The organism is Promicromonospora xylanilytica (assembly GCF_054782895.1).
On record NZ_BAAGRP010000003.1, the window covers coordinates 114,247 to 136,170 of the forward strand.

Below are 21,924 nucleotides of genomic sequence, written 5' to 3' on the forward strand. Positions count from 1 at the left end.
TTTAGTGCTTCGCCTGCTCGGCCCGGTAGCGGGCCACACGTGCGGCGCGTTCCCGCTCCATCCGGCGCCGGGGATCGGTGTCGTCGGGCTGCTGGGCAGGCCCGACCACGTGCAGAAGCAGCCAGTTCAGCCGCCATCGGACGCGGTACCCCAGGGTCAAGCCGTCATTGTTCGGCATGCCGTTCCTCCGGTTACTTGGTGTACAAATAGTTTGCCTGCAAACTGTTACTCTGGTCAACATCGGAGAGGAGCCACATGACCGTCACATCACGGCCCGACGCCGCAGCGCCGTCCGGCAAGGAGGCCCCCGCCGACGACGTGGCGGCATCCGAGGACCTCCTGGCCCTCGACCGTCAGGTGTGCTTCGCTCTCGCCGTCGCCTCCCGCAGCGTCATCGCGCTGTACCGGCCGCTCCTCGAGCCGATGGGCATCACCCACCCGCAGTACCTGGTCATGCTCGCCCTCTGGGAGGGGTCGCCGCTCTCGGTCAAGCAGCTCAGCGGGCTGCTGCAGCTCGACCCCGGCACGCTGTCGCCCCTGCTCAAGCGGCTCGAGGCGATCGGCTACGTGACGCGAGGCCGAGACCCGCACGACGAGCGGGCGCTCGCGGTCGAGCTCACCGAATCGGGCCGTGCGCTCCGCGAGGAGGCGCTGCGCGTGCCGCCGGCCATCGTGGCGCGTCTGGGCCTTCCCCTCGACGAGCTCAAGCTGCTGCACCGCAGCCTCACCCAGGTCATCGCGGCAGCGTCCGCATGAACCGCGGCCGGCTGCACCACGTCGAGCTGTGGGTCCCGTCGCTCGAACGGGCGGAGCGCTCGTGGGGGTGGCTCCTCACCGCCCTGGGCTACTCCGATCACCAGCGCTGGAACGCGGGCGTGAGCTGGATCTGCGACGGCACCTACGTGGTCGTGGAGCAGAGTCCGGCGCTCGCCGCAGAAGCCCACGACCGCCTCGCGCCCGGACTCAACCACCTGGCGTTCCACGGCGGGGCGCGGCTGGACGTGGACCGCCTCGTCGCCGAGGCTCCGGCCCACGGGTGGGTGCTGCTCTTCCCCGACCGGCATCCACATGCGGGAGGCCCCGACCACTACGCCGCGTACCTGGAGAACGAGGACGGCTACGAGGTCGAGGTCGTCGCGGCCTGAGCGGCTCCGCCGTCGACGGCACCGGCGTCGCCGCAGGTGAGGCAGGCCGTGGTGGAGATGCAGGCAGCTCAGTCAGCGGGAGTCGTCAGGGGCAGTGACCGCATCGCGGGCCCCCGCCGCGCCGCAGGGCGGGGTGCGGAACAATGTCACGTCGCCGAGCGAAAGGACGTGCCGTCGCATGTCTCGGATCCTGCCCCGCTCCACCCCGCTGGCCGAGGGGGTGCGGCCCGCAGCGGTGCGCCGCCTCGTCGACGGCCTCGACCGCCTCGAGGACGTGCACAGCATGCTGCTGGTGCGCCACGGTCGCGTGATCGCCGAGAGCTGGTGGCGCCCGCACACCGCGGAGCGCCCGCACACGATGTTCTCGGTGAGCAAGAGCTTCACGGCGACGGCGGTCGGGACAGCGGTCCACGAAGGCCTCCTGACCGTGGACGACAAGGTCATCGACCTCCTGCCCGACGACGCCCCCGCCGAGCCGAGCGAGCTGCTGCGGGCGATGCGGGTTCGCGACCTCCTGACGATGACGACCGGTCACAGCGCCTCGACCATGGAGGGCATCGACCGCACCATCTCCCTGCCCGGCAGCCGCTGGGCCCGCGCGATCCTGGCGCAGCCCGTCGAGCACGAGCCGGGTACTCACTTCGTGTACAACACGGGCGCCACCTACCTGCTGTCGGCGATCCTGCACCGGCTCACCGGCGAGCGGCTGCTCGACTACCTGACCCCGCGCCTGCTGCGGCCGCTCGGCATCACGCACGCCGCGTGGGAGCAGGACCCCGACGGTATCGACACGGGCGGGTACGGGCTGTCGATCACGACGGAGGAGATGGCGGCGTTCGGGCAGCTCTACCTGCAGGGCGGTGCCTGGGGCGGCGAGCAGCTCGTCCCGGCGGAGTGGGTGGTGGCGGCGACGTCGAAGCAGGTGCCGAACGGTCCCCACGACTGGCCCGAGTGGAACCAGGGGTACGGTTACCAGTTCTGGCAGTGCCGGCACGGCGCGTACCGGGCCGACGGTGCCTTCGGGCAGTACATCGTGGTGTGGCCGGAGAAGGACGTGGTCATCGCCATGACCTCAGGCCTGTCGGACCTGCAGTCGGTGCTCGACGTCGTGTGGGACTCCCTCCTGCCCGACGACGTCTGGGCCGGTCAGCCGGGTGTGGAGCAGCCGGAGCGCTTCGCGGAGGGCACCGTCGACCTGTTCGAGCCTGAGCTGAGCACCCCCGACGGGGCGGCGTCGACCCCGGTCGAGGAGTCGGTGCGGGGCGTCACCTACGAGCTCGAGCCGAACCCGCACGACGTCAATGCCCTCACGCTGGGCCGGGACGCGTACGGCCGCACCGAGGTGGCCTTCACGATCGGCGGGCTGGACCACTTCGTGCGGTTCGGGCACGGGGAGTGGAGCCCGGGTACGTGTTCGCTCCTTGGTGCGCCGACCGACGTCGCCACTGCCGCGGCCTGGACCGACGAGTCGACCCTGCGCGGCCGCATGCTGCTGCTCGGCACCCCGTTCGAATGGCGGCTGGAGCTGCGGTTCTCCGGCGAGGAGGTGGGCGTGACGATCGAGCGGAACGTCGCGTTCGGCGAGCGCGGCGTGCTGGACGTGCGGGGCGCGGCACGCCGGATCTGATCCCGGCGCCGGCTACCCCTCAGGAGTGGAGGGCGTCGTACTCCGCCTCGGCGGCGACGTCGTCCTCCACGTCGAGGCGCACGTGTGCGAGCAGCCCCTGCAGCACGCGCAGCGCTGACGCGGCACGCTCGCCCCACAGCGAGAAGTAGGAGAACTGCCACCACCACAGGGCCTCGAGCTCGTGCCCGCTGTCGAAGTGCTGCAGGCCCTTGGCCAGCGCCTCCGCCACGCACGCGAGGTCACCGGACAGGGACGCCTGGCCCACCTCGTCGCCCAGCACCGGATCCACGACCTCGGTGTAGTCGTCGAACCCGTCGAACATCTTGGACAGGGCCTCGCGCAGCGGGTCGAGGTCGGTGTCCGGGCCCGCGTCCGGCTCGTAGCGTTCCTTGGGCACCACGTCCACGATCGCGGCCAGCCGCGCACCAGCGGCCAGCAGGTCGGACGACGCGAGCACGAGCAGCGAGAGCTCCGCCCCCGGCATCCCTCCTGACGCCACCTGGGTCACTGTCGACAGGAACGTCCGTGCCTGTGCGGACACCTGGTCTGCGACCTCGCTGAGGTCCGACCCGGGGGTTATCTCACTCATCGTGATCCCACCTACTTGTCGTTACCGATGACACGGCGGCCTTCGAAAGCGCGACCGAGCGTCACCTCGTCCGCGTACTCCAAGTCTCCACCCACGGGGAGACCCGAGGCCAGCCGCGAGACAGTGATTCCCATGTGAGCCATCAGTCGGGAAAGATAGGTCGCCGTGGCCTCTCCCTCGACGTTGGGGTCGGTGGCGAGGATGACCTCCTGCACCTTCCCGTCCGCGAGCCGGGCCAGGAGCTCGCTGATGCGCAGGTCGTCCGGACCGACGTTCTCGATGGGGTTGATGGCGCCGCCGAGCACGTGGTAGCGGCCCCGGAACTCTCGGGTGCGCTCGATCGCGACCACGTCCTTCGGCTCCTCCACGACGCAGATCACGTCGTCGCTGCGCCGGGGGTCGAGGCAGACGCGGCAGCGCTCCGCCTCGGCGACGTTGCCGCAGAGCTCGCAGAACTGGACGCGCAGCTTCACCTCGGTGAGTGCGTCGACCAGCCGCTTGACCTCCTGGTTGTCGGTCGCGAGCAGGTGGAACGCGATGCGTTGCGCGCTCTTGGGCCCGACGCCGGGAAGCCGGCCGAGCTCGTCGATCAGGTCTTGGACCGCGCCTTCGTACACAAGAGGTCAGCCTACGGGTCACCACCGACACGCGTGCCGTGGGCTGATACGTTCCCCGCGTGACGGGATCCGAGGCGCTGACCGGCAGGTTCCTCTCGGCGCAGTGGCGCCGCCTGGTGATGCTCAGCTACGAGATCGACCCTGACGTGCTGCGGCCGCTCGTCCCGCGTGGCGTCGAGCTCGACACCTGGTCCGGGAGGCACCTCGTGAGCGTCGTCGGGTTCCAGTTCCTCGACACCCGCCTGCTCGGCGTCCCGGTGCCGTTCCACCGCGACTTCGACGAGATCAACCTGCGGTTCTACGTGCGCCGCCGGGCGGACGACGGCTGGCGGCGTGGCGTCGTCTTCGTCAAGGAGATCGTGCCCCGCTGGGCGCTGGCCACCGTCGCCAGGGCGGTCTACGGCGAGAAGTACGTGGCGCGACCGATGCGGCACCGGATCGACCTGCGCGACGACGAGGTCACGTCCGGCGGCCTGGTCGAGTACGCGTGGCGCGACGGCGGGGAGTGGCACCGCGTCGGAGCCACCGCCCAGGGCCGCCCACGGCCCCTGGTCGAGGGCTCCGAGGAGGAGTTCGTCACCGAGCACTACTGGGGCTACGCCGCCCAGCGCGCCGGCGGCTCGGTCGAGTACCGCGTGGAGCACCCGAGCTGGAACGTGTGGCAGGCCGGTGACCCTGTGCTCGAGTGTGACGTCGGCCACGTGTACGGCCGGCCGTTCGTCGAGAGCCTCGCCGCCGAACCGGTCTCGGCGTTCATCGCCGACGGCTCAGCGGTCACCGTCCGCCGCGGTACGGCGATCTAGGCACAATACGTCCGTGCCCGAACTCGATCTGCTCACCATCGTCCTCCTCCTGCTCGCCGGGTTCGCCGCCGGGTGGGTCGACGCCGTGGTGGGCGGCGGAGGCCTGATCCAGCTGCCCGCCCTGCTGCTCGTCCCGGGGATCAGCCCTGTGCAGGCCCTGGCGACCAACAAGCTCGGCAGCATCATGGGCACCTCCACCAGCGCGATCACCTACTACCGGCGGGTCCAGCCCGACCTGCGCACCGCTGGCCCGATGGCCCTCGCCGCCCTGGCGGGAGCGTTCGGCGGTGCGATCGGTGCGTCCCACATCCCGGAGCACCTCTTCACGCCGATCATCCTCGTGGTGCTCGTCGGTGTGCTGGCCTGGACGCTGCTCAAGCCGAACGTCGGCCAGCACGACAACCTGCGCTGGGTGGGCAACGGGCACAAGCGGATCGCCGCCCTGATCGGCCTGCTCATCGGCGCGTACGACGGGCTGCTCGGCCCCGGTACCGGAACGTTCCTCGTCATCAGCCTGGTCAGCGCCCTCGGGTACTCGTTCCTCCCGGCGTCCGCGATCGCGAAGATCGTCAACTTCGCGACCAACGCGGGCGCCCTGATCTTCTTCGTGCCGAGCGGCGCCGTCATCTGGACCCTCGGCCTCGGGCTCGGTGTGGCCAACCTCGTGGGCGCCTACCTCGGCGCCCGGATGGCGGTCGCGAAGGGCTCGAAGTTCGTCCGTGTCGTGTTCGTCATCGTGGTCGGCGCACTGATCGCCCGCCTGGCCTGGGACGTCTTCGCCTGAGCCCACGACGTGGGACGGACTACCTCCGGGATTGCCAAGCCCGTACCATCGACCCGCAAACGCAACCACCCGGCGGACCGTTGAGACAGACGGAGGCCGGCAACGGAAGGCAGGCGCATGGCACTTGTCGTGCAGAAGTACGGCGGATCCTCGGTCGGGGACGCGCGCAGCGTGAAGCGCGTCGCGAAGCGGATCGCCGAAGCAAAGAGAGCGGGCAACGAGGTAGTCGTGGTGGTCAGCGCCATGGGCGACACCACCGACGAGCTCCTCGACCTCGCCCAGCAGATCACCCCGCTCCCGCCCAAGCGGGAGCTCGACATCCTCCTCACCGCGGGTGAGCGCATCTCCATGTCGCTCCTGGCGATGGCGATCAACAACCTCGGCGTGAAGGCCAAGTCCTACACGGGCCAGCAGGCCGGCCTCATCACCGACGCGGTGCACGGCAGGGCGCGGATCGTCGACGTCGTACCGCACCGCATCCGCGAGACCCTGAACAAGGGGCAGGTGGCGATCGTCGCCGGGTTCCAAGGGGTGACCAAGTCCACGAACGACGTCACGACCCTCGGGCGCGGCGGCTCCGACACCACGGCCGTGGCGCTCGCGGCAGGCCTGGGTGCCGACGTGTGCGAGATCTACACGGACGTGGACGGCGTGTTCACCGCCGACCCGCGCATCGTGCCCAACGCCCGGAAGATCGAGTGGGCCTCCTACGAGGAGATGCTCGAGCTCGCGGCCAGCGGCGCCAAGGTGCTCGCGCTGCGCAGCGTGGAGTACGCGCGCCGGTACAACGTGCCGATGCACGTGCGCAGCTCGTTCAGCGCGCACGACGGCACGCGCGTGAGCGCAGAGGACATGAAGCCCCAGAAGTTGAAGGAGAGCACCATGGAAGCCGCGATCATCTCCGGTGTGGCGCACGACCGTTCCGAGTCCAAGATCACCGTCGTCGACGTCCCGGACGTGCCGGGCTCGGCCTCCCGCATCTTCGAGGTCGTGGCGCGGACGGGCGCGAACATCGACATGATCGTCCAGAACGTGTCGGCGGCGTCCACCGGCCTCACCGACATCTCCTTCACGCTGCCCGGCTCCGACGGCCCGGCCGTGATGGCGGCCCTGACGGCCGTCCAGGCGGAGCTCGGTTTCCACTCGCTGCAGTTCGACGACCAGATCGGCAAGCTCTCGCTGGTCGGTGCAGGGATGAAGTCGCACCCGGGCGTCTCGGCGCAGCTCTTCGCCGCGCTGCGGGACGCCGGGATCAACATCGAGATGATCTCCACCTCGGAGATCCGGATCTCCGTCGTGACCCGCGCGGACTCGCTGGACGACGCCGTGCGCGCCGTGCACACCGCGTTCGGGCTCGACGGTACCGACGGCGAGGCCGTCGTCTACGCGGGAACGGGGCTCTGACATGGCCGAGATCTCTGAGCAGGGTGTGCACGTCGCCGTCGTCGGCGCTACCGGCCAGGTGGGCGCCGTGATGCGCCGCCTGCTGGAGGAGCGGGAGTTCCCCGTCGCGTCGGTGCGGTTCTTCGCGTCCGCGCGCTCGGCCGGCAGCACGCTGCCGTTCGCCGGCGTGGACGTCCCGGTGGAGGACCTCGCCGCGACCGCGACCGACGACCTCGCGGACATCGACATCGCGCTCTTCTCCGCGGGTGGTGGCACGTCGCGTGAGCACGCGCCGCGGTTCGCCGAGGCGGGCGCGATCGTCGTCGACAACTCGTCGGCCTGGCGGCTCGACCCCGAGGTGCCGCTCGTGGTCTCCGAGGTGAACCCCGAGGCCGTCGAAGGGGCGGTCAAGGGCATCGTCGCCAACCCGAACTGCACCACCATGGCCGCGATGCCGGTGCTCTCGCCGCTCGCGAGGGCGGCAGGGCTGGAGCGGCTGCGCGTGGCGACCTACCAGGCGGTGTCCGGTTCCGGGCTGGCCGGGGTGGACGAGCTGGCGGGCCAGGTGCGGTCCGGCGCGGGGCAGGAGCTCGAGGAGCTGGTGCACGACGGCCGGTCCGTCGAGCTGCCGGACCCCAAGGCATACGTGGCGCCCATCGCGTTCAACGTGCTCCCGCTGGCCGGCAACCTGGTCGACGACGGCTCGGGCGAGACCGACGAGGAGCAGAAGCTCCGCAACGAGTCCCGCAAGATTCTTGGCCTGCCCGACCTGGCCGTGGCCGGCACCTGCGTGCGCGTGCCGGTGTTCACCGGTCACTCGCTGTCGATCCACGCGGAGTTCGAGCGGGCGATCTCCCCGGACGAGGCCCGCAAGCTGCTTGTCGACGCGCCGGGGGTGCAGCTGGCCGACGTGCCGACACCGCTCGCGGCGGCCGGCGTCGACCCGTCCCTGGTGGGGCGCATCCGCACGGACCAGTCGGTGCCGGACGGCAAGGGCCTGGTCCTGTTCGTCAGCAACGACAACCTGCGCAAGGGTGCTGCCCTCAACACCATCCAGATCGCCGAGCTGATCGCGGCCGACCTGGCGGAGCTGCAGACGCTCGACGCCGCGGAGGAGCCCGCCGACACGTAGGCCGGTCGTCGGGAACCGCCTCGAAGGGGTGGGGCAGCGTGCGCACGCACGTTGCCCCACCCCTTTCGTCGTACCCGGGACTTGCGCTCCGGCCCGGTCCTATGGTTCATTGGTCAAGTAACGAACCACTGAACGTCAGGACGAGACATGTTCGACGGACCCGAGCCCATCTATGTGCAGATCGCGACGTGGATCCGCGCACAGGTGCTGGCGGGCGAGCTCGGCGAGGAGGAGCAGGTCATGTCCACCACCCAGTTCGCGACCACCTTCCGGATCAACCCGGCGACGGCGGCCAAGGCGTTCTCCGGTCTTGTCGAGGAAGGGATCCTCTACAAGAAGCGTGGTGTGGGCATGTTCGTCGCAGCAGGCGCACGAGAGCGCCTGCTCGAGGACCACCGCAAGCGCTACTTCGAGGACGTCCTCGCGCCGGTCCTGCAGCAGGCCGACGTCCTCGGTATCCCCACGGACGAGATCGTCGCCTACGTGCTCGGCACGGCCGGCAGGCGAACCAGCGACACACCCACCAAGGAGGAGTCATGACGTCGACCGCACCTTTCGGCGCGCGGCTGGACGACGTCGTCGTCCGGTTCGGCGCGAGCCGCAGGATGCTGGCGAACGGCACCCTGGTCAAGGACGAGGCCGGAACGGCGCTCGACGGAGCCTCGGTCGAGATCCGGCCCGGCACCATCACCGGCGTCCTCGGGCGCAACGGCGCGGGCAAGACGACGATGCTCTCGCTGCTGGCGGCGTTCGCGCGGCCGACGAGCGGGACCGTCCTCGTGGGGCCGGAGGGTGCGCAGGAGGACCCGTGGGAGAACTCGTGGATCACCTCCGGCACCCAGCTCGTGCGGGAGAGCGGCGACCTGATGACCGACGAGAAGGTCTCGGCCTCTCTCACCTACTACGCCGACATGCGGCCGGAGTGGAGCGCCGAGACGGCGGAGCGCCTGCTGGACCTGTTCGAGGTCGACGTCCGCAAGAAGCCGTCGGCGCTGTCGCGCGGCAAGCGCTCGGCGATCGGGGCCACCATCGGCCTGGCGGCGCGCGCACCGCTGACGATCTTCGACGAGGTGTACCTCGGCATGGACGCGCCCACGCGGTACGCGTTCTACGACGAGCTCCTGGCCGACTACGCGGCGCACCCGCGCACCATCCTGCTCTCGAGCCACCTGGTCGAGGAGGTCGAGCGGCTGTTCGAGGACGTGCTCGTCATCGACGCGGGACGCGTGCTCCTGGCGGAGCCCGCCGACCAGATGCGGGCGCGTGGCTTCAGCCTCACGGGCAGCAAGGATGCCGTCGAGCGGCTCGTCGCCGGACGCCGGGTGCTGCACCGTCAGCAGCTCGGCGCGACGGTCCAGGTCACGCTCGAGGGTGCGCTCGCCGACGACGAGCTGGCCGCGGCCAGGACGACAGGCGTCGAGGTCGGGGCCGTGCCGGTCCAGGACCTCTTCGTCCGGCTCACCGACCCGCGGAGCGTGGCGTCGTGAGTACCACGACGGCCCGCCCGGCCACCGCGAGCACGAGCAGGGACGCGCTGGTCCGTACGGCCGAGCGGCGTGCCGCCCGCCGGGCGGCCTGGGTCACGATCCGCATCGTGCGCACGGTCGGCGGGCTGTACTGGGCGATCTTCCTGACCGTGGCCGCAGCGATCATCATCGGCACCGTGCGGTTCGGCTCAGGTCTTGACACCGGCATCCTCGACGCCCAGATGGGTGGTCCCTCCCGCTGGTTCATGATGGTGCTTGGCATGATCGTCCCCGCCGCGTACCTACGGCTCCACCTCGCGGCGGGCGGTACCCGTCGGACGCTCGCTACGGGGACCGTCCGCGGTGCCCTCGCCGGTGGCGCGCTGCTCGGCCCGGTGACCGCGGTCTACCTGCTCGGCGAACGCGCGCTGTTCGAGGCGCTCGGCCAGACCTGGTCGCGTACCTACGGGCTGCCGGTGGACGGCTGGGCGGGCATCGTGCTGACACTGGTGACCGAGGCCCTGGTCGTCGCCACCTACTACCTGGTGGGCGCCGCGATCGCGGCCGGCTACTACCGCCTCGGCATGGCGTGGGGGACCGCCTACGTCCTCGTGGCGCTCGTCCCGGCGGCGCTGGTCGACCTGGCGACGCACACCGGCGTGACCGCCCTCGTCGTCGGGCCCCGGTCCCTGCCCGACGGCGGCCCGGGCGTGCTGCTCGGCCTGGCCGGCGGGGCGGCCACGGTCGCGCTGGCTGCCTGGCTGTTCAGCGCCCCGCTGCGCTCCATCCCGCTGCGACCGGCGGTCTGACGGAGATGACGATGACACCACCCGCCATCGAGGAGGCCGTGATGAGCCGCACCGACCACGTCCGAGCCGGCCACCTGCGCGGCGTCGCCGCCGTGGACCGGAGACTCCGCCGGAACGGTGCCCTCGTCGGGATCTGGTTCTGGGGGGTCTACGCGCTGTACGCCGTGGGCATCAGCGTCGGGAACGCCATGGCGGGCAACGACCTGGAGATCAGTGCCCTCGACGCCACGCTGGGCTCGTCCCGCTGGCCGATGATCTGGCTCGGCATCAGCGCATCGGTCGCCGTCCTCGGGATCCATGTGGCCGCGGGAGGTAGCCGCCGGTCCATGGTCGAGGGCGTGATCCGCGGCGCCGTCGTCGTCGGCGCAGGCTTCGGCGTCGTGACCACGCTCGCCCTGCTGGGCGAGCGCCTGCTGAGCACGGCGCTCGGGCTGTCCTGGCGCCGGCTCGGAGCGCTCCCGTTCGACTCGCCCGGTGCGGTGCTCGGCACCGCGGTGGCCGAGTCGCTCGTGGTCACCACCTACATCCTGGTCGGTGCGGCCATCGCGGCCGGCTTCACCCATCTCGGAGCCCGGGGCGGGTTCCTGATCGTCCCGCTCGCGGCGCCCGCGGTGCTCGTCGACCTCGCGACGCGCACCGGCGTCGTCGGAGCGATCGCCAACGTCGAGCTGCGGCCCGACCTCGAGCACGCGGAAGTGCCCGCTTCCGACGGTCTCGCACCCCTGCTGCTCGGCCTCGGCGGGGGAGTGCTCGCCGTCGCCCTGGCAGCAGTCCTGCTCTACGCCGTGCTGCGCACCGTGCCCGTACGCGCCAGCTGACCAGCGTTCTCGAAGGAGCTCACATGACGTCCCCGGTCGTCGAGGTAAGCCACCTCCGCAAGACCTATCCCGGCGCCCGTCGCGGCGCAGCCCCCAAGACCGCCGTCACCGACGTGTCGTTCCAGGTCGCCCGAGGAGAGATCTTCGGCATCCTCGGCCCCAACGGAGCAGGCAAGACCACCACCGTCGAGTGCGTCGCCGGGCTCCGGCACGCCGACGGCGGGTCGGTGCGGGTCCTGGGGCACGACCCCCAGGCGAATCCGGAACCCGTCCGCGAGCACATCGGTGTCCAGCTCCAGGAGGCCGCGCTGCACGACCGGATCACCGTCGGTGAGGCGCTCGACGTCTTCGGCTCGTTCTACCCCCGCCGCGCCGACCCCGCCGAGCTCCTGGACCTGCTCGACCTGACCGCGCACCGCGACCAGCAGTTCGGCAAGCTGTCCGGCGGCCAGAAGCAGCGGTTGTCGATCGCGCTCGCGCTGGTCGGCAAGCCGCAGGTGGCCATCCTCGACGAACTGACCACCGGGCTCGACCCTGCGGCGCGCCGCGCCACCTGGGACCTCGTGGAACGGGTCAGGGACTCCGGGGTCACCGTCCTGCTGGTCACCCACTTCATGGAAGAGGCAGAACGGCTCTGCGACCGGCTCGTCGTGATCGACGGCGGCCGGGTGGTCGCGGAAGGCACACCGTCCGCCCTCATCGAAGGACTCGCCGGCGACCGGGGCGTCCGGCTCCGGTTCGCCGACGCCGACGCCCGCTCGAACGCCATGCACCTGCTCACGGCCCTCGCCGAACGCGACGACGACGTCACCGCCGCCGTCCTCCTCGGCGACGAGATCGAGGTGACGGGCACCCGCAAGGTGCTGTTCGCCGTCGTCCAGGCGCTCGCGGCGGCGGACGTCGTCCCCGACGACGTCCGCACGCTCGAACGCACCCTCGAGGACGTCTTCGTGCAGGTCACCGGTCGCGAGTACCGAGAGAACGAGGAGGTGGCGGCATGACCGCCGTCGAGACGACGCCCGCACGGGCGGGCCGGGGCGGGATGCGCCGGAGCGCCTTCGGGACGCTGTTCGTCACCGAGCTCAGGGTGTGGCTGCGGGAACCGACCGCCGTGTTCTTCGCGCTGATCTTCCCGAGCCTGCTGCTGCTCGGTCTCGGGCTCGCCATCCCCGCCTTCTCGGAACCCATGGTCGACGCGCCGCCGCCCTGGAACGAGGCGCCGGGCGTCACCAGCTACCTGCCCACGATCATCGCCCTCGCCGTGGGGACCATCTCCCTGACGACCATGCCCGTGCAGTTCGCCACCTTCCGCGAGAAGGGGATCCTGAAGCGCCTCTCGACCACCCCCATGCCGCCGCGGAACCTGGTCGGCGTGCACATGGTGATCAACGTGCTCGCCCTGGCCGTGTCGGCCGGTGCGGCGGTGGCCGGCGGGATGGCCGTGCTGGGCGTCCCCTTCGCCGCCGACCCGCTGACGGTCCTGATCGTCCTCGTGCTGTCGACGACCGCGATGTTCTCCCTGGGGATGCTCGTCGCCGCACGAGCCGAGAAAGGTCAGACGGCGTCCGGCCTCGGCATGCTCGTCTACTTCCCGTCCCTGATGTTCTCCGGGGTGTGGGTCCCGCTCGACCTCATGCCCGACTGGATGCGGGAGATCGGCCTGTACCTGCCGCTCGGCGCGTCCGCCCAGGGCCTGACCGCGGGCTGGTTCGGCACCGACGGCTTCCCGCTCGCCCAGGTGCTCGTGCTGGCCGCGTGGACGCTGGTGCTCTTCCCGCTCGGGGTCAAGCTCTTCCGCTGGGAGTGACCACCTGACGGGACCCGGCGCGGGCCTCGGCCCGGCCGGGTCTATCGTGACCCGGCTGTCGTCGAACCTGACACCCGGGAGAGGAAAACATGGGGACGTTGCGCAAGATCGCCGAGCTCGCCGGGCGCTGGTTCGCCGTACTCGTCCTGCTGGGCGGGGTGGCGGGCCTGCTCGCTCCGGCCCAGCTCTCGCCCCTCGCCGGGCACATCCCGCTCTTCCTCGGGATCATCATGTTCGGCATGGGCCTGACCCTGCGGGGGAGCGACTTCGCCCTCGTCGCCAAGCGGCCCTGGGCGGTGCTGATCGGCATCACCGCGCAGTTCGTGATCATGCCGCTGCTCGCCTGGGCCATCGGCGGGCTGTACGGGCTCACCGGGATGGCACTGCTCGGCATGATCCTCGTCGGGTCCGCTCCCGGCGGTACCGCCTCCAACGTGATCGTGTACCTCGGCAAGGGCGACACCGCCCTGTCCGTCACGATGACCGCGATCTCCACGCTGCTCGCGCCGTTCCTGACCCCGCTGCTCATCCTGTGGCTCGCCGACGAGCAGCTCGACGTCGGCTTCATGGACCTGTTCGGCTCGATCGTCCAGGTGGTGCTCGTCCCGGTGCTTGCAGGCCTCGTGGTGCGGGCCGTCGCCGGCAAGTTCGTCGAGCGGCTGCTGCCCTACCTACCCCTGGTCTCCGTCGGCGGCATCGTGCTGGTCGTGATCGGGGTGGTCGCCGCCAACGCGCAGACCGTGCTCGCCACCGGGCTGCTCCTGGCGCTGGCCGTCATCACGCACAACCTGCTCGGGCTACTGCTCGGGTACGGGGCGGCCAAGGCGGCGAGGCTGGACCGGGCGGCTCGCCGGGCGGTGAGCATCGAGGTGGGCATGCAGAACTCCGGCCTGGCCGCCAGCCTCGCGGCCACCCACTTCACACCCGCGGCCGCGCTGCCCGCCGCGCTCTTCTCGGTCTGGCACAACCTGTCCGGGGCGGGTCTGGCGACGTGGTGGGCTCGCCGTTCCGGGACGCGCTGATCTCCCCTACTCTCATGTCATGAAGCCGTTCCTGCTGCTGGCGACGCGCGGTGAGGACATCGCCGCGGACGGTGAGTACGCGGCGTTCTGCCAGTACGGCGGCCTCGCGCCGGAGCAGCTGCGGCGGGTGCGCCTCGAGCGCGAACCCCTGCCGGCGGTGAACCTCGACGACTACTCGGGTGTGCTCGTCGGCGGGGGGCCGTTCAACTCCTCGGACCCCGCGGAGAAGAAGGGCCCGGTGCAGCGTCGCGTCGAGGCGGAGCTCGCGACCCTGCTCGACGAGATCGTGGCACGCGACTTCCCGTTCCTGGGCGCCTGCTACGGCGTCGGCACGCTGGGTGCCCATCAGGGCGCGGTGATCGACGGGACCTACGGCGAGCCGCCGGGGCCGGTCGTCGTGGAGCTCACGCCCGACGCGGAGTCGGACCCCCTCCTCGCGGGGGTGCTGCAGACGTTCCCCGCGTACGTGGGCCACAAGGAGGCGGTGCGCAAGCTGCCTGACCATGCGGTGCTGCTCGCGTCGTCCGCAGGCTGCCCGGTGCAGATGTTCCGGATCAAGCAGAACCTGTACGCCACGCAGTTCCACCCGGAGCTGGACGTCGTGGGCATGCAGCAGCGGATAGTCGTCTACCGGGACTACGGGTACTTTCCGAGCGACGAGGCGGAGCTGGTGCGCGAGCGGGTCGCCGCCGTGACCGTCGCCGAGCCGATGCGCATCCTGCGGGCGTTCGTGGAGCGGTACGCGCGTTAGCCGTGCTGGGCGCCGATGCCGGGGGCTGATCGGCGGCTGATCGGCGGCTGATCGGCGGCGTCGGCCACGCGATCTTCTGCGTTCCACGCCATCATCCGCGGATCGCGCCCGGATCGGTGGAGCATGGCGTGCCGTGTGGAAGATGGCGTGCCGGGTTCGGCAGCTGCCGACCGGGCAGCCAGCCCTCCCGGTGCAGCACGGCACTGATCTCGCCGGGGACGTACCCGGGCTCGTGGAGGTGCGCCGACCGGAAGCGGAGCATGATGTGCCGCCCGCCCTGGACGAGTGCGTTCTGGCGGGTGGCGTCCCGCACCAGCTGGTCGTCCGAGGAGTGGTACTCGTTGCCGTCGATCTCCACCAGGAGCCACCGTCCCTCGCCCAGATACCAGGCCATGTCGGCGCGCGCCCAGACCCGGCCCTGCTTGTCGACGAACTCGCGTTGCAGGTCGTCCGGCGGGATCCCCGCGTCGTGACACTGCCGGCGGGCGTCGGACTCCAGCGGCGACTCCGATCGCCCGTCGACGGGATCGAACCAGGGTCGCCGTGCGGGGTACCCCGGCTGCCGGCGGCCGAGCTCGCGCACCACGTCGAGCTCGGCCGGCGTGATCAGCCTTCGGTTGAGCATGTTGTCGGCGCATCTGATCCACGAGCTGCGGTCCAACGTGACGAGTGCCTGAGCGAGCGCGACCACAGGCTTCGCGACGTGCCTGCCTCTGATGCGTACGGTCTTGCCACGCATGTCGGTCTGGCGAACCACGATGCCGCCCCGTGGCCGCCGTCCGCTGCCTCGGGGCACTGCCACCTCCGGAGTGATCTTCCGTGGCAGCCCGGCGACGCCGTGCATCATGAGCGCGCAGCCGCCGAGCGCCGCGGCCGTCGGGTATGCGCACAGGGCGAGCCATACCGCCTTCCACCGCTCGAGATCGAAGTCGTGCAGGCCGGACTGCGCCTCGTGGGTGTCGTACACGCCCGTGACGAGACGGTCCCAGGTGCCCGTCCTGACCAGGGTCGCGCGACGGCGGTCGGTCATGCCGTGCGCATCGCACTGCCGGGTCGACACGAGGCCGCCCTGGAGGCGCGCCGCGGCGAGCAGGCGGGGAGGGACCAGGGGCTTCCGGGACATGTCCTCATCGCAGCACAGCGCGTCGTCCGGGCCTGAGGGTTATGCACAGACCTAGAGTGGGACGATGCCGTCACCCCGGCTGCACGAGCGCGGCCGGCCTGCCGCAGCCCGGTGCCGTCGGGCTGTGACCGACCGCATCCTGGTACCCGGTGGACAGTCCGCGAGGGTACGGCTACCTTTTTAGCCGTGGACATCCGTTGGTATTGGCGCTTTACGTCGGCTCCTGGTGGAGCTCGGCGGGCGCTCGCCTGACCAACTTTCCACCCGGAGCCAGGGCCTGGGACGCCGATCGCGTCCAGGCCCTTCGTCTTTGCCAGACGGGCCGCTCCGGACCAGGAGTCGGTGGCGGGCCGTCCGGTTCCTCGAACCAGACCCGCCTACCAGGAGCCCCGATCCCGATGAGCATCACCCCTGCGGAACCCAGCACCGAGGCGTCTGACCTCGGTACCCGCACCTCCGACCTGCGCATCCGCGCCCTCGACCCGTTGCCCGCCCCGAACGGCCTGCTGGCCTCGATGCCGCTGGGCACGGCCCGCAGCGACCTGGTCACGACGTCCCGCCGCGAGGTGCGCGACGTCCTGACCGGCGACGACGACCGGCTGCTGACGATCGTCGGACCGTGCTCGGTGCACGACCCGGCGGCCGCGCTCGACTACGCCGCTCGGCTCGCCACGCTCCGGCGCGAGCTGTCCGACGACCTCGTCGTCGTCATGCGGGTGTACTTCGAGAAGCCGCGCACCACGGTCGGGTGGAAGGGCCTCATCAACGACCCGCACCTGGACGGGTCGCACGACGTGCGCCACGGCCTCAGCCTCGCCCGCGAGGTCCTCCTCGGTGTGCTCGACGCCGGCGTGCCCGCCGGGGCCGAGTTCCTCGAGCCGACCAGCCCTCAGTACATCGCCGACGCCGTGACGTGGGGCGCCATCGGTGCCCGCAACGTGGAGTCGCAGGTGCACCGGCAGCTCGCCTCTGGTCTGTCGATGCCTGTCGGGTTCAAGAACGCGACCGACGGAGACGTGCAGATCGCCGTGGACGGCTGCGTCACCGCCGCGAGCGAGCACACCTTCTTCGGGGCCGACGGCGAGGGGCGTGCCGCCGCTGTCGAGACCACCGGCAACCCGGACTGCCACGTGATCCTGCGCGGCGGCCGCTCGGGCCCCAACTACAGCGCTGAGGACGTCGCCGCCGCGCTGAGCGTCGCACGGGGCTCCGGCCTGGGCGGCTCCGTCGAGAACGGCGTGATCGTGGACGCGAGCCACGGAAACTCGGGCAAGGACCACGTGCGGCAGGCCGGGGTGGTGCACGAGATCGCCAACCGCATCGCCGACGGTGAGCGCGGCATCACGGGCCTCATGATGGAGAGCTTCCTCGTGGCCGGCGCGCAGAAGCCCGCCCCGCTGTCCGAGCTCACCTACGGCCAGTCGGTCACCGACAAGTGCATGGACTGGGACACCACGGAGGACCTGCTCCGTGAGCTGGCCAAGGCCGTGCGAGAGCGCCGGGGCTGACTCCCGTCCTGCTCGACCGGGTCCGCTCCTGCCTGACAGGAGCGGACCCGGTGCTTTCCGGCGCGCCGGCCGCGGAGGGCCATAAATCACCCGCCGGCCTCCTCGTGCTGAGCCGCCTGGGGAGGATACGGTCAATTCGCCCTCGGCGGCCATGAGCGGGCGCCAGGCGGACCCGTCCGACGAAGGTCGGTGACGTCGATCCTGGGCGCGCTGAACGAGGTGGGTGGTTCGTCCGTGGCTGACAACTCCTGGATCCGACGACAGTTCGCTGCGGTCATCGCGGCGCTGGCCCTGACGGGAGCGATGTTCACCCCGGCTGCCATCGCCGTGGAACCGGGGGATGCGGACGCAGCGTCGGTAGCCGGCTCCGAGCGGGTCGAGCTGAGCTCCGCCGCCGAGACCTGGACCGCCGTCCGCTCGGGAGCGCCCGACGACGCCGACGGGTTCGCCTTCGAGGGCGAGCGGTTCGTCGGCCAGTGTGTCGGCGAGGGCGGCATCGGCTGCGCCGCCGACGACGTGCAGCGCGTCGCGTTCGACTTCGGCGACCTGGGGTCGGCCGACGCGCTCGCGGATCTGCAGGACGGTGTGATCCGGTCCGCGCACCTCACGCTGGACGTGGTCCAGGACCAGGAGTGCGGCGTGCAGAACGTCGTGGTCCACCCGGCGTCGGCGGTGACCGACGCGTCGACCTGGAACACCACGAGCTTGTACCGGTGGCTCACCGCTGACCTCGCGTCCGCACCCTGCGGTGCTGACCAGGACGTCCGGGTGGATGTCACCAGCCACGTGAAGCTCATGGTCCGGGACGGGCGGCCGGTCGCGTTCGGCCTCAAGGTGGCTGACGAGGACTGCCGCGGATGTGGTCGCGCGTCCTTTGGCCCAGCGGCCGCGCTCGATGTGGTGCTCGACATGACGGACACGGTGTCGGAGCCGTGGACGCACTCGTCGTCGGTCCCGTGCGTGACAGGTGCCGACCGGCCCGCGCTGCGGGTGCTGGAACCGGCGCTGAGTGCCTTGCTCTCGAACGAGCGTGAGCCGTCCCCGAGCTCGATGTCGGCGCTGTTCACGGTCCGCGACCTTGTTACCGGTGAGCAGGTCCGGCAGGTCGAGACACCCGCAAAGGCCTCGGGTACGCGCCATACCGTCACGGTGGGGCCTGACCGGCTGGCACACGGCGGCAGCTACTCCTGGTCGGCGCAGGCGATCCTGCCGAGCGGTGCGCTCAGCGAGGGTGTGACCTGCGAGTTCTCGGTCGACGTCGAGGCGCCCGGCGAGGTGACGATCGCGCCGATCGACGGCTACCCCGCGGCCTACGAGCACGGCGCTGTGGCCGGTGGCCCGTTCGTGCCAGGGGCCTTCTCGCTGAGCGCAGACGGCGACGTCACGTCCTTCCGCTACGAGTTCAGCCCGGGGGAGCGTGGGGAGATCACGCAGGGGGAGATGCTGGAGTTCGTACCCGAGCGTTCGGGCTTCACGAGGCTGAACGTTCGTGCGGTGGACGGTGCCGGTAACGTCTCAGCCGCGGAACCGTACGAGTTCTACGTCGGATTCCCCGACACTGTCGGCCGATGGCTGTTCAACGAGGGGACAGGTAGTACGGCGGCCGGCGAGCTCGACGGACCGTCGCTCGGGCTGTCCGGGGACGACCTGTGGGGGCCCGGCGCCTTTGGCGACTTCGACCCCGCTGATTTCGGCCTGGCCCTAGGCGATTCCGGGGACACCGCGACCTCCGTCGGGCAGCTCGTCGACCCCACCGGGATCGTGACGGTGTCGGCGCTCGTCAAGCCGAGCGACGTCGGGCCTGGGCGGATCGTGGCGCAGGGTACGGATTTCGAGCTCGTGGCCGTCACGGACCCGGAGTGCCCGACGACGTCCGGCACCTGCTGGGCATTCACCGCAGCGACGGGTTCGGGGACGGACCGGACGACCGTCTATGCCGATGCCGAGCCTGTACCGGGAGTATGGAACACGGTCACCGCGATCCGTAACCCGCACGTCGGTGATGTCCGGATGTACTTCTGCCGGTCGGACAGCGCGGACCGGCCGCGACAAGTCGCACAGGCTGCGGTCGAACCGCTCGACGTGGCCTCGGGCGGGCACCTGGTCGTCGGCGGGTCGGACTGGACCGGGACGGTCGACAACCTCCGGGTTCTTGCGGGAGCTCCCGACGAGGGCACGATCGAACAGTGGTGCTTCGGCTCGACGGGTCCGTGACCCGGATCAGCCCACGAACCCCTCCAGCTCCGCCGTGGACGCCTTCCTCCGGGACCTGATCAGTTCCTCCACGCGTTCCATCTGCTCCCACACGTTCACGGCCATGCCGGCCACGACCAGCCCGTCGACGCGCCAGAACGCCACGAACTCGCGCTTGCCGGCGTCGCCGGAGATCACCACGTCGTCGTACCCGGCCCGGACGTCCACCCAGCCGGTGTACTCCATGCCGACGTCGTACTGGTCGCTGTAGAAGTACGGGAGCTTGTCGTACGGGTCGGTGGCTCCGAGCATGGCGCGCCCCGCGTGTGCCCCGGTCTCCTGCGCGACCGCCCAGTGCTCCACCCGGAGCGGGCGCCCGTAGTGCGGGGAGAGGATGCTGGCCACGTCACCGCCGGCGAAGACGTCGGGGGCCGACGTCGCCAGCGTCCCGTCCACGACGATCCCGCCGCCCTGTGCGGCCGGCCGGAGATCCAGGCCGGCGGCCTCTGCCAGGCCGACATTCGGTGTGGCACCCACGCCGATCACGACGACGTCGGCCCCGAGGTGCGTGCCGTCCGCCAGGTCGACGCCGGTGACGCGGCCGTCGGCGCCGCTCATCGCGACGACCGACGCGTTCCGGATCAGACGCACCTCGTGCTCGTCGTGGACGCCGGCGAAGAAGTCGCTCATCTCAATCCCGAGCACGCGGCCGAGAGGGTGCGGGCCGTCGCCGACGATCGTGACGTCCAGCCCGAGCGACCGTGCCGACGCCGCCACCTCCAGCCCGATCCACCCGTCGCCGATCACGACGACCCTGCCGATGCCCTCCAGCGCCGCCTCGAGCAACCTGCTGGAGATGCGATCGGAGTCGTCGATGGTGCGCAGGTAGTGCACGCCGCCGAGGTCGCCACCGGGCAGGTCGAGGGTGCGTGGCGTGGAACCCGGGGCGAGCAGCGCCTTCGCGAAGGTGAGCGTCTCGCCGTCGGACAGCGTGAGGACGTGGCGCGACGGGTCCAGCCCGACGACCGTCTCACCCGTGCGCACCACGACGTCGTGGTCGCGGTACCAGGCCTCGTCCAGCGGGAACACGACGTCGCGCTCCGCCTCGCCGCGCAGGTAGTCCTTGCTCAGCGGCGGGCGCTCGTACGGATGATGGGGCTCGGTGGTGACGACGACCAGGTCGCCGTCATAGCCGCCGGCGCGCAGTGCTTCCGCGGCGCGGGCCGAGGTCAGCCCGCCACCCACGAGGACGTACGGATCCATCAGGTGCCTCCCGTGCTGGGTATCGCACCAGTCTCGCACCCGAGCGAGAGGCGGGCACGAGTGCCTGCGGGTTGGCAGCCGGAGGGCTGGCCGGGCAGCCCTCCGTCGCCCGTTGGGCACCAAAAAGCCCTCTGATCAACATTTCTGCTGGTCAGAGGGCTTTTCCATGGTCGGGGTGACAGGATTTGAACCTGCGACCTCTTCGTCCCGAACGAAGCGCGCTACCAAGCTGCGCCACACCCCGATGGAGTCCACCGCACGTCAGGCACGAAGCCTTTCCGCGGAAGCCTGCTCAGAATAGCCGACGCATGGCCCGGAACGGAAACCGAATCGAAAGTGCGTCCGGTCACGTCCGTTCCGGGCCGCTGCGAACGTGCTACGCCAGCTCGACGACGAGCTCGACCTCGACCGGCGAGTCGAGCGGGAGCACGGCGACGCCGACGGCGGAACGGGCATGGATGCCCGCGTCGCCGAAGATCTCGCCGAGTACCGTGCTGGCGCCGTTGATGACAGCGGGCTGGCCGGTGAACGCAGGGTCGCTCGCGACGAATCCGACGACCTTCACGACCCGGGAGATCGCGTCCAGCGAACCGGTGACCGACCGGACGGCGGCGAGCGCGTTGAGGGCGCAGGTGCGCGCGTAGGCGGCCGCGTCGTCGGCGGGGATCAGGTTCTCGCCGTCGCCGACCTTGCCGGTGGCCGGCAGGACGCCGTCCGTGAACGGCAGCTGGCCGGAGGTGTAGACGTAGCGGCCGGTCTGCACCGCCGGCACGTACGCCGCGACCGGGGCGGCTACCTCGGGAAGCGTGATGCCCAGCTCAGCGAGGCGCTGCTCGTGGCTCATGCGTCACCGCCCGTGGGTCGCTTCAGGTAGGCGACCAGACCGGTGCCGTCGGGCCCGGGGACCACCTGCACGAGCTCCCAGCCGTCCGAGCCCCACTGATCGAGGATCGCCTTGGTGTTGTGAATGAGGAGGGGGATCGTCGCGTACTCCCACTTCGTTGCCATGGCGTCGATGCTAGCCCGCGATCGGCGACGGCGATTCCGCACGAGACCTGCACACCGGCGAATCCGGTTTCGGCGC

General features: G+C 70.9%; 24 protein-coding genes and 1 tRNA gene. 17 read left to right on the plus strand and 8 right to left on the minus strand.

The genetic code is table 11. The features are described 5' to 3' along the window. Position 1: 1 nt before the first annotated feature. Complete coding sequence (locus ACYVK7_RS04145; protein WP_460886417.1) at positions 2-178, minus strand: hypothetical protein; 177 nt, start codon at positions 176-178, stop codon at positions 2-4. 77 nt (positions 179-255) lie between these two features. Between ACYVK7_RS04145 and ACYVK7_RS04150 the strand changes: the two genes are divergently transcribed. From ACYVK7_RS04150 to ACYVK7_RS04160, 3 genes are all read left to right on the plus strand, one after another. Beyond that, complete coding sequence (locus tag ACYVK7_RS04150) at positions 256-756, plus strand: MarR family winged helix-turn-helix transcriptional regulator (RefSeq protein WP_460886418.1); 501 nt, start codon at positions 256-258, stop codon at positions 754-756. Next, positions 753-1,145: a VOC family protein gene (locus ACYVK7_RS04155; RefSeq protein ID WP_460886419.1), complete on the plus strand. Its 393-nt coding sequence runs from the start codon at positions 753-755 to the stop codon at positions 1,143-1,145. The genes ACYVK7_RS04150 and ACYVK7_RS04155 overlap by 4 nt, the downstream gene beginning before the upstream one ends. Before the next feature lie 178 nt (positions 1,146-1,323). Next, positions 1,324-2,772, plus strand: coding sequence for a serine hydrolase domain-containing protein (locus ACYVK7_RS04160; RefSeq protein ID WP_460886420.1), 1,449 nt, complete (start codon positions 1,324-1,326; stop codon positions 2,770-2,772). A 19-nt stretch (positions 2,773-2,791) separates the two neighbouring features. Here ACYVK7_RS04160 and ACYVK7_RS04165 read toward each other — a convergent pair whose 3' ends face one another. Both ACYVK7_RS04165 and recR read right to left on the minus strand, forming a co-directional pair. Next, positions 2,792-3,361 carry a DUF5063 domain-containing protein gene (locus tag ACYVK7_RS04165; RefSeq protein WP_460886421.1) on the minus strand — a complete coding sequence of 190 codons (570 nt, stop codon included), beginning with the start codon at positions 3,359-3,361 and terminating at the stop codon, positions 2,792-2,794. Between the two features lie 11 nt (positions 3,362-3,372). Then, a complete protein-coding gene (recR, locus tag ACYVK7_RS04170; RefSeq protein WP_460886422.1) occupies positions 3,373-3,978 on the minus strand; it encodes a recombination mediator RecR in 606 nt (201 codons plus the stop codon). A 59-nt stretch (positions 3,979-4,037) separates the two neighbouring features. Between recR and ACYVK7_RS04175 the strand changes: the two genes are divergently transcribed. The 12 genes from ACYVK7_RS04175 (at position 4,038) to ACYVK7_RS04230 (ending at position 14,753) form a co-directional block, all read left to right on the plus strand. Continuing rightward, entirely contained in the window at positions 4,038-4,781 is a 744-nt protein-coding gene (locus tag ACYVK7_RS04175) for a YqjF family protein (RefSeq protein ID WP_460886423.1), read from the plus strand. Positions 4,782-4,794: 13 nt separating this feature from the next. Then, complete coding sequence (locus ACYVK7_RS04180) at positions 4,795-5,565, plus strand: sulfite exporter TauE/SafE family protein (protein ID WP_460886424.1); 771 nt, start codon at positions 4,795-4,797, stop codon at positions 5,563-5,565. Between the two features lie 117 nt (positions 5,566-5,682). Further along, the gene (locus ACYVK7_RS04185; protein ID WP_460886425.1) at positions 5,683-6,969 is read left to right on the plus strand and encodes an aspartate kinase; all 1,287 of its coding nucleotides are present in this window, start codon (positions 5,683-5,685) and stop codon (positions 6,967-6,969) included. 1 nt (position 6,970) lies between these two features. After that, the gene (locus tag ACYVK7_RS04190) at positions 6,971-8,080 is read left to right on the plus strand and encodes an aspartate-semialdehyde dehydrogenase (RefSeq protein WP_460886426.1); all 1,110 of its coding nucleotides are present in this window, start codon (positions 6,971-6,973) and stop codon (positions 8,078-8,080) included. A 147-nt stretch (positions 8,081-8,227) separates the two neighbouring features. After that, positions 8,228-8,620, plus strand: a complete 393-nt coding sequence (locus ACYVK7_RS04195; protein ID WP_460886427.1) for a GntR family transcriptional regulator — start codon at positions 8,228-8,230, stop codon at positions 8,618-8,620. Then, the gene (locus tag ACYVK7_RS04200; protein ID WP_460886428.1) at positions 8,617-9,567 is read left to right on the plus strand and encodes an ATP-binding cassette domain-containing protein; all 951 of its coding nucleotides are present in this window, start codon (positions 8,617-8,619) and stop codon (positions 9,565-9,567) included. The genes ACYVK7_RS04195 and ACYVK7_RS04200 overlap by 4 nt, the downstream gene beginning before the upstream one ends. Further along, on the plus strand, positions 9,564-10,355 hold the full coding sequence (locus tag ACYVK7_RS04205; RefSeq protein ID WP_460886429.1) for a hypothetical protein: 792 nt from the start codon (positions 9,564-9,566) through the stop codon (positions 10,353-10,355). Before ACYVK7_RS04200 ends, ACYVK7_RS04205 begins: the two co-directional genes overlap by 4 nt. Before the next feature lie 11 nt (positions 10,356-10,366). Further along, on the plus strand, positions 10,367-11,173 hold the full coding sequence (locus ACYVK7_RS04210; protein ID WP_460886430.1) for a hypothetical protein: 807 nt from the start codon (positions 10,367-10,369) through the stop codon (positions 11,171-11,173). A gap of 23 nt (positions 11,174-11,196) precedes the next feature. Then, on the plus strand, positions 11,197-12,174 hold the full coding sequence (locus ACYVK7_RS04215; RefSeq protein WP_460886431.1) for an ABC transporter ATP-binding protein: 978 nt from the start codon (positions 11,197-11,199) through the stop codon (positions 12,172-12,174). Next, complete coding sequence (locus tag ACYVK7_RS04220) at positions 12,171-12,980, plus strand: ABC transporter permease (protein ID WP_460886432.1); 810 nt, start codon at positions 12,171-12,173, stop codon at positions 12,978-12,980. Before ACYVK7_RS04215 ends, ACYVK7_RS04220 begins: the two co-directional genes overlap by 4 nt. Before the next feature lie 89 nt (positions 12,981-13,069). Then, positions 13,070-14,002 carry a bile acid:sodium symporter family protein gene (locus tag ACYVK7_RS04225; protein ID WP_460886433.1) on the plus strand — a complete coding sequence of 311 codons (933 nt, stop codon included), beginning with the start codon at positions 13,070-13,072 and terminating at the stop codon, positions 14,000-14,002. Positions 14,003-14,021: 19 nt separating this feature from the next. Further along, complete coding sequence (locus ACYVK7_RS04230; protein ID WP_460886434.1) at positions 14,022-14,753, plus strand: glutamine amidotransferase; 732 nt, start codon at positions 14,022-14,024, stop codon at positions 14,751-14,753. Between the two features lie 91 nt (positions 14,754-14,844). On the opposite strand, the gene ACYVK7_RS04235 is transcribed toward ACYVK7_RS04230, so the two are convergent. Further along, entirely contained in the window at positions 14,845-15,876 is a 1,032-nt protein-coding gene (locus ACYVK7_RS04235) for a type IV toxin-antitoxin system AbiEi family antitoxin domain-containing protein (protein ID WP_460886435.1), read from the minus strand. A gap of 398 nt (positions 15,877-16,274) precedes the next feature. Here ACYVK7_RS04235 and ACYVK7_RS04240 point away from each other — a divergent pair, with 398 nt between their 5' ends. Together ACYVK7_RS04240 and ACYVK7_RS04245 are read left to right on the plus strand one after the other, a co-directional pair. Next, on the plus strand, positions 16,275-17,384 hold the full coding sequence (locus ACYVK7_RS04240; protein WP_460886436.1) for a 3-deoxy-7-phosphoheptulonate synthase: 1,110 nt from the start codon (positions 16,275-16,277) through the stop codon (positions 17,382-17,384). 189 nt (positions 17,385-17,573) lie between these two features. Beyond that, positions 17,574-19,598: a hypothetical protein gene (locus ACYVK7_RS04245; protein ID WP_460886437.1), complete on the plus strand. Its 2,025-nt coding sequence runs from the start codon at positions 17,574-17,576 to the stop codon at positions 19,596-19,598. Positions 19,599-19,604: 6 nt separating this feature from the next. Here the strand turns inward: ACYVK7_RS04245 and ACYVK7_RS04250 are convergent, their stop codons facing one another. The 4 genes from ACYVK7_RS04250 to ACYVK7_RS04265 form a co-directional block, all read right to left on the minus strand. Then, the gene (locus ACYVK7_RS04250; RefSeq protein WP_460886438.1) at positions 19,605-20,840 is read right to left on the minus strand and encodes an NAD(P)/FAD-dependent oxidoreductase; all 1,236 of its coding nucleotides are present in this window, start codon (positions 20,838-20,840) and stop codon (positions 19,605-19,607) included. 167 nt (positions 20,841-21,007) lie between these two features. Further along, positions 21,008-21,084 (minus strand) — tRNA-Pro (locus ACYVK7_RS04255). Positions 21,085-21,216: 132 nt separating this feature from the next. Continuing rightward, positions 21,217-21,684, minus strand: a complete 468-nt coding sequence (locus tag ACYVK7_RS04260) for a RidA family protein (RefSeq protein WP_460886439.1) — start codon at positions 21,682-21,684, stop codon at positions 21,217-21,219. Beyond that, positions 21,681-21,848 carry a DUF4177 domain-containing protein gene (locus tag ACYVK7_RS04265; RefSeq protein ID WP_020017885.1) on the minus strand — a complete coding sequence of 56 codons (168 nt, stop codon included), beginning with the start codon at positions 21,846-21,848 and terminating at the stop codon, positions 21,681-21,683. The genes ACYVK7_RS04260 and ACYVK7_RS04265 overlap by 4 nt, the downstream gene beginning before the upstream one ends. Positions 21,849-21,924 lie beyond the last annotated feature (76 nt).